This window comes from Micromonospora sp. KC213, from assembly GCF_004348325.1.
Classification (GTDB): Bacteria; Actinomycetota; Actinomycetes; order Mycobacteriales; family Micromonosporaceae; genus Micromonospora.
The window spans coordinates 1-6,531 of the sequence record NZ_SMKF01000245.1; the positions used below are offsets into that span (position 1 = coordinate 1).

The window sequence follows — 6,531 nt, forward strand, 5'->3', positions numbered from 1 at the left end:
GATCGGGCGGGGACAGGGCCGGCACGGGGACGGTGACCGGCTGGCCGGCGGTCACCCACACCTGCTCACCGTGGTGGCGCAGCTCGACCACCGCCTCGGGGCCGCCGTCGCGCAGTGAGTACGTGACCTGGTGCGGCCGGATGTCCACCCGCAGCCGCATCGACCGCCACTGCACCGAGAAGTCCAGGCGACTCAACCGGCTGGACAGCCGGGGGGCGAAGCTCAGCGTCCCGTCGTGGTCCCGCAGGCCACCGAACCCGGCGACCAGCGCGATCCACGCCCCGGCCAGCGAGGCCATGTGCACGCCGTCCCGGGTGTTCTCGTTGAGGTCGTGCAGGTCCATCAGCGCGGCCTCCCGCAGGTAGCGGTGCGCCAGCTCGGGATAGCCGACCTCCGCGGCGATCACCGCCTGGGTGCAGGCCGACAGCGACGAGTCCCGGACGGTACGCCGCTCGTAGTACAGGAAGTTGCGCAGCTTCTCGTCGGAGGTGAAGGCGTCGCCCCGCCAGTGCATGGCCAGCACCAGATCAGCCTGCTTGATCACCTGCTTGCGGTACAGGTCGAAGTACGGGTAGTGCAGCAGCAGCGGGTACTTCTCCGGCGGGGTGTGCTCGAAGTCCCACTCCTGCAGGCGGGTGAAGCCCTCCACCTGCTGGTGCACGTCCAGACCCGCGTCGTACGGGACGAACATGGAGTTCGCCGCGTCCCGCCACCCGGCGGCCTCCTCGTCGGTGACCCCGAGATGGAGCGCCTCGTCCCGGTGACGCATCACGCACTCGGCGGCGGTGATCAGGTTCCGCTGCGCCATCAGGTTGGTGTAGATGTTGTCGTTCTTGACCGCGGTGTACTCGTCCGGGCCGGTCACCCCGTCGATGTGGAAGCGGCCGTGACGGTCGTGGTGGCCGAGGGAACGCCACAGCCGGGCCGTCTCGACCAGCAGCTCCAGGCCGATCTCCCGTTCCAGTTGGACGTCCCCGGTGACCAGCACGTACCGGCGCAGGGCCTCGGCGATGTCGGCGGCGATGTGGAACGCGGCGGTCCCCGCCGGCCAGTACGCCGACGACTCCGGCCCCTCGATGGTGCGCCACGGGAACGCCGCGCCGCGCAGGTTCAACGTCCGGGCCCGCTCCTGCGCCTGGGCCAGGGTGGCGTGCCGCCAGTGCAGCGCGTCGCGGACCGCGCTCGGCTGGGTGTAGGTGAGCACCGGCAGCACGAACGTCTCGGTGTCCCAGAACGCGTGCCCGTCGTACCCCGGGCCGGTCAGTCCCTTCGCCGCGATCGGCCGCCGCTCGGCACGGGCGCCGGCCTGCAGCACGTGGAACAGCCCGAACCGGACCGCCTGCTGCACCTCCGGGTCGCCCTCGACCCGGACGTCGGCGGCCTCCCAGAACTCGTCGAGGTACCTGCGCTGTTCCCGACACAGCCCGTCCCAGCCGTCCAGCTGGGCACCGGCGAGCGCGGCGCCGACCTGGTCGCGCAGCGCCGGCAGGGACCGCCGGCTCGACCAGCCGTACGCGAGGTACTTGACCACCCGCAGCTTCTCGCCCGGTTCGAGCACGCACCCGATCGTGGTGCGGACCCAGTCCTGGTACCCCTCGGACTCGATGGTGGCCTTGGTGGGCGCGTGCACCTCGTGCCCCATCGACGCGGCCACCCGCAGCGCGCTGACCTTGGTGCGGTGGATGAGCAGCCCGCCGTCGTCGGTGGTCAGCTCCTCCTCGGCCTGCAACGGCGACTCCAGCACGGCGGCGACCCGGGGGTCGCGGCTCTGCGCCGGCAGGGTCTCGTTGGCCACCAGCTCGGACTGGAGGATCAGTCGCAGTGGCCCGTGCACCGCCTCGACCTCGTAGTCGATCGCGGCGACCGAGCGCTGGGTGAACGAGACCAGCCGGGTGCTGCGTACCTTGACCTCCCGGCCGGCCGGGGACCGCCAGTGCATCTCCCGATAGAGGGTGCCGCCGCGCAGGTCGAGGACGCGTTCGTGGCTGAGGAGTGTGCCGTACCGGACGTCGAGCGGCTCGTCGTCGACCAGCAGTCGGATCAGTTTGCCGTTGGTGACGTTGACGATGGTCTGCCCGGACTCCGGGAAGCCGAAGCCGGCCTCCGCATACGGCAGCGGGCGCAGCTCGTAGAAGGAGTTGAGGTAGGTGCCGGGCAAACCGTGCGGCTCGCCCTCGTCGAGGTTGCCGCGCAGTCCGATGTGGCCGTTGGAGAGCGCGAAGACCGACTCGGACTGGGCCAGCACGTCCATGTCCAGCCGGGTCTCCCGGACGTGCCAGGGTTCGACCGGATAGGCGCGTTCGCGGATCATGCCGCGCCCTTGAGCAGGTCGGCGAGGTCGGTCACCACGATGTCGGCGCCGTTGGCGCGCAGCTCGTCGGCCTGGCCGACCCGGTCGACGCCGATGACGTAGCCGAAGCTGCCGGCTCTGCCGGCGGCCACCCCGGCGAGGGCGTCCTCGAAGACGGCGGCGTTGGCGGGCGCGACGCCGAGCAGCGCCGCGCCGGCCAGGAAGGTGTCCGGGTACGGCTTGCCGCGCAGCCCTTCGGCCTGGGTCACCTGGCCGTCGACCCGGGCCTCCAACATCGGTTCCAGGCCCGCCGAGGCCACCACGTCGCGGCAGTTGGCGCTGGCCGAGACGACCGCCCGGCGCAGCCCGGCGGCGACCGCCGCCCGTAGGTACGTCACCGAACCCGGGTAGACGTCGACCCCGTCACGGTGGATGCGGTCCAGCAGGATGGCGTTCTTCCGGTTGCTGATTCCCTGGACGGTGTCCGCGTCCGGCGGGTCGTCGGGGCTCCCTTCGGGCAGCACGATCCCGCGGGAGGCGAGGAAGGTGCGGACCCCGTCGGCCCGGGGCCGGCCGTCCACGTACCGCTGGTAGTCCGGCCCGGAATCGAAGGGCCGGAACGGCTCGCCGGTGGTCGCGGACCGCCGCGCCAGGTAGGCGTCGAAGGTCTCCTTCCAGGCGGCGTTGTGCACCCGGGCGGTCTGCGTCAGCACACCGTCCAGATCGAAGAGGCAGGCGGTCACGTGATCGGGTAAGCCCAGCACAAGGTCGAATCTATCCATCCGGCCGCCCCGGCAAACCGGCTTTGCGCCGGGGACGTCCGCAGGCTCAGCGTTTCGCGCGCAGCGTCCAGACCACCGTCATGGCCGAGGTCGGGGTGCCGTCCTCGGTGCCGATCTCGACCGGGACGTCGAACTCGGGTCGCTGCCCGGCGTCCAACTCGGCGATCACCTCGGCCGGCGGGCGCACCAGCCGAGCGGTGGCCAGCACCGGCCCCATGGCCACCTTCCGGTACGCGATCTCCGCCCGGACGGCGAGCGGCACGGCGCGGTCGAGCAGGTGACCGAAGGCGGCCATCACCACCGCGCCGGAGGCGGTCTCCCCGAGGGTGAACATGGCTCCGGCGTGCGGACCGCCGACGTGGTTGTGGGTGGCCGGCGAGTCGGGCAGCCGGACCACGGCCCGAACGCCACCCTCGGCCTCCGGCGCGACCTTGACCACCTCGAAGCCGAGGGTACGGGCGAAGGGCACGGCTTCGAGCAGCGCGGACGCCACCTGGCGCGGGTCGATGGACATGCCCCGACGTTACTGCTCAGTAACTTCCCGGGCAAGGCCGACACGTCCCAGGCGATCCTGCCTAGGTCCCCGCAACCTGCTGTTGACATCCCCGTAACCACTGAAGATGCTGTTAGCGCTCACATAACCACCCGCCCGCGCGCCGGACCCCTGTCTCGCGAGCATTGATCCACTCCTCCCCCCAAGGAGCCCACCGATGGCAACATTCACCCGCGCCCGTCAGAGATTGGCGGTCGCACTCGGCATGATCATCGCGCTGCTGGCCGTGTTCGCCCCGCCGGCCGCCGCGCAGTTCATCACGGTCAACAACCCGGTCATCCAGCAACGCGCCGACACGGCGATCTACAAGCACACCGACGGCTACTACTACATGACCGCCTCGGTCCCCGACTACAAGCGGGTCGAACTGCGACGCGCCACGACCCTGCAGGGCCTCGGCAGCGCCGCGACCATCACCGCGTTCACCGCGCCGTCGAGCGGCGCGCTGAGCGGTTGGATCTGGGCACCGGACATCCAGTTCATCGACGGCGCCTGGTACATGTACTTCTCGGCATCGCCCAGCACCGCGCGGTTCAACCAGCGGCTCTACTGGATCCGCAACACCTGCGCCAACCCGATGACCTGCGAATGGAGCGCACCCCAGCGCTTCAACACCGGCTGGGAGTCCTTCCAGCTCGACCCGGCCTCGTTCGTCAATCGCGGGGTGCGCTACTTCGCCTGGGCCCAGGACAGCCCGTCCACCAACTACAACAGCCACATGTACATCGCCCGGATGGACAGCCCCACCAGCATCACCGGCACGGTCACCGAGATCGCGCGCCCGACGTACGCCTGGGAGATGGAAGGCGTCGCCGGCGTGGTGGAAGGGCCATCGCCGCTGGTCAAGAACGGCAAGGTGTTCATCGCCTACTCGGCCTCGGCGACCGACTCCCGGTACAAGCTGGGCCTGCTGTCGGCCGACGACACCGCGGACCTGCTGAATCCGGCCTCCTGGCGCAAGAGCCCGAACCCGGTGTTCCAGACCGCGAACGGGGTCTACGGCCCGGGCCACGGCAGCTTCACCGTGGCCGAGGACAACACCACGGACGTGCTGGTCTATCACGCCCGTGACTACGCCACCCCGACGCCGGACGCGCTCACCGACCCGAACCGGCACACCCGCTTCCAGCAGCTCTACTTCAGCGACAACGGCACCCCGTTCTTCGGCCAGCCGCTGCCGAACGGAATGACCGCGCCCGGCATCCGGGGCCAGTACAGCAACCGCTGCGTCGACAACTACGACTTCGACACCACCCCCGGCGCGCTCGTTCGGCTGTACACCTGCAACGGCAACACCGCGCAGGAGTGGGAGTTCAACTACAGGGGCACCAGCGGGTACGAGATCCGCAACCGCAACACCGGCACCTGTCTGACCAACATCAACGCCAGCACGGCGCCGAACGCGGACGTTGGCCTGGTCGCCTGCGACAACACGACGGCCCAGCTGTGGCAGATCATCGACCAGGGCAACGGCTGGTTCTCGCTGCGCAACGTCGCCGGCAACATGTGCCTGGACAACTACGACTGGAAGAACGTGAACGGTGCCCGGCTCTCGCTCTACACCTGCAACGGCTTCGCCGTCCAGCTGTGGCGGCGTGGCTGAGGCAGCACCGATGTCGTAAAGCCGGGGTCTGCCCCGCTGCGGCCCGGACCGATCCGCGTCTTCGTGAGATCGGTCCGGGCCGCTGCCTGCTCGACGCGGCAAGTTGGCGGCTGGACGACTGCGGTAGAGAAGGTGCCATCTACCGCCGAGGCGTCTCCCTCAGCGATCGCCGGGATCGACCGCGCGGCCGGGAGGTCAGCCGTGCCGGGCGAACCGCACGAACGCCGCCCAACTCGCCGGGGTGAAGGTCAGCACCGGCCCTGGCCGGTCCTTGCTGTCCCGCACCGCGACCAGCCCGGGCAGGTTGTCCGCCACCTCCACGCAGTCGCCACCGTTGCCGCTGCTGCGGGTGCTCTTGCGCCAGGTCGCGCCTGTCAGGTCCATTGCTCCGCCGCCTTCGAGATCGCCGCCAGGGTGGCCCCGTGCGGCATCGCCTCGGCCCGCACGGACTCCCATATCTGCCGCAGGGAGTTTACGTCGGCGGTCCGCTCCACGATGGTGCCGTGCATCTGGTTGTCCAGGTAGCCAAGGTCGTCGCCGTCCGGCGGGGTGGCGAGCACGAACGCGCCGTTCAGCCCCGGGTAGGCGCCGGCCTCGCGCGGGACCAGGTGCAGGTGGACGCGGATCCGCCGGCCCACCTCGACCAGGTGCCGCAACTGCTCCCCCATCACCTTGGGCCCGCCCACCGGGCGGTCCAGCACGGCCTGGTCGAGCACCACCACCAACTGGGGCGGCGCGGGCCGGTCGAGCACCGCCTGCCGGGCCAGCCGGGCGGCGAGCTGCTGCTCCAGAACCTCGCCGACGAACTGGGCGGCACCCTCGTAGAGCGCGCGGGCGTAGGCCTCGGTCTGCAGCAGGCCCGGCACCACCAGCGGCTGGAAGCTGCGCAACGCCGTCGCCTCCTGCTCGATCGCCACCCACTCGCGGAACCACGGCATCAGGCTCTCCCGCAGGACGGCCTCCCGAATCCGGACCAGCAAGCCGCCTCCGGCGAGCACGTCGTCGCAGCGCCGGGCGAACTCCTCACGGGGCGCGCGGCGGCACTGCTCGACCGCCGCCACCAGGGACGCCGAGTAGTTCACCCGCTCGGCGAGCGCCTCCTGGGACAACCCGGCGTCGGACCGCAGCCGGCGCAGCTCACCGGCGAAGAGTTCCATGATCGGCATCCGGCTCATCTGCACACCTCTGCACACCTCTGCACGCGGGGGAACGGCCGATCGCACGGCCGGGGCGGTGGGGGCGGAACGGCTTCCCACCCTAGTGCTGCCGTCACCAGACTGTCACGCAGCGGAGTCACCCGAGC

Annotated in this window: 6 protein-coding genes; 1 reads left to right on the forward strand and 5 read right to left on the reverse strand. The window is 70.6% G+C overall.

Annotated features, from left to right (window positions below):
• The 3 genes from E1166_RS28575 to E1166_RS28585 all read right to left on the reverse strand — a co-directional run.
• The coding region (locus E1166_RS28575; RefSeq protein ID WP_132342980.1) for a glycoside hydrolase family 65 protein at nt 1-2,311 on the reverse strand (2,311 nt) is incomplete at its 3' end.
• A complete protein-coding gene (locus E1166_RS28580) occupies nt 2,308-3,054 on the reverse strand; it encodes a beta-phosphoglucomutase family hydrolase (RefSeq protein WP_132342981.1) in 747 nt (248 codons plus the stop codon). The genes E1166_RS28580 and E1166_RS28575, both read right to left, overlap by 4 nt.
• 64 nt (nt 3,055-3,118) lie before the next feature.
• Nucleotides 3,119-3,586 carry a DUF4442 domain-containing protein gene (locus tag E1166_RS28585; protein WP_132342982.1) on the reverse strand — a complete coding sequence of 156 codons (468 nt, stop codon included), beginning with the start codon at nt 3,584-3,586 and terminating at the stop codon, nt 3,119-3,121.
• A gap of 196 nt (nt 3,587-3,782) precedes the next feature.
• On the opposite strand from E1166_RS28585, the gene E1166_RS28590 reads away from it, so the two are divergent.
• A complete protein-coding gene (locus E1166_RS28590) occupies nt 3,783-5,228 on the forward strand; it encodes a family 43 glycosylhydrolase (protein WP_132342983.1) in 1,446 nt (481 codons plus the stop codon).
• 195 nt (nt 5,229-5,423) lie between these two features.
• On the opposite strand, the gene E1166_RS28595 is transcribed toward E1166_RS28590, so the two are convergent.
• Together E1166_RS28595 and E1166_RS28600 are read right to left on the reverse strand one after the other, a co-directional pair.
• Entirely contained in the window at nt 5,424-5,612 is a 189-nt protein-coding gene (locus E1166_RS28595) for a DUF397 domain-containing protein (RefSeq protein ID WP_132342984.1), read from the reverse strand.
• Nucleotides 5,603-6,403 carry a helix-turn-helix transcriptional regulator gene (locus tag E1166_RS28600; RefSeq protein ID WP_132342985.1) on the reverse strand — a complete coding sequence of 267 codons (801 nt, stop codon included), beginning with the start codon at nt 6,401-6,403 and terminating at the stop codon, nt 5,603-5,605. Before E1166_RS28600 ends, E1166_RS28595 begins: the two co-directional genes overlap by 10 nt.
• Between the last annotated feature and the right edge of the window lie 128 nt (nt 6,404-6,531).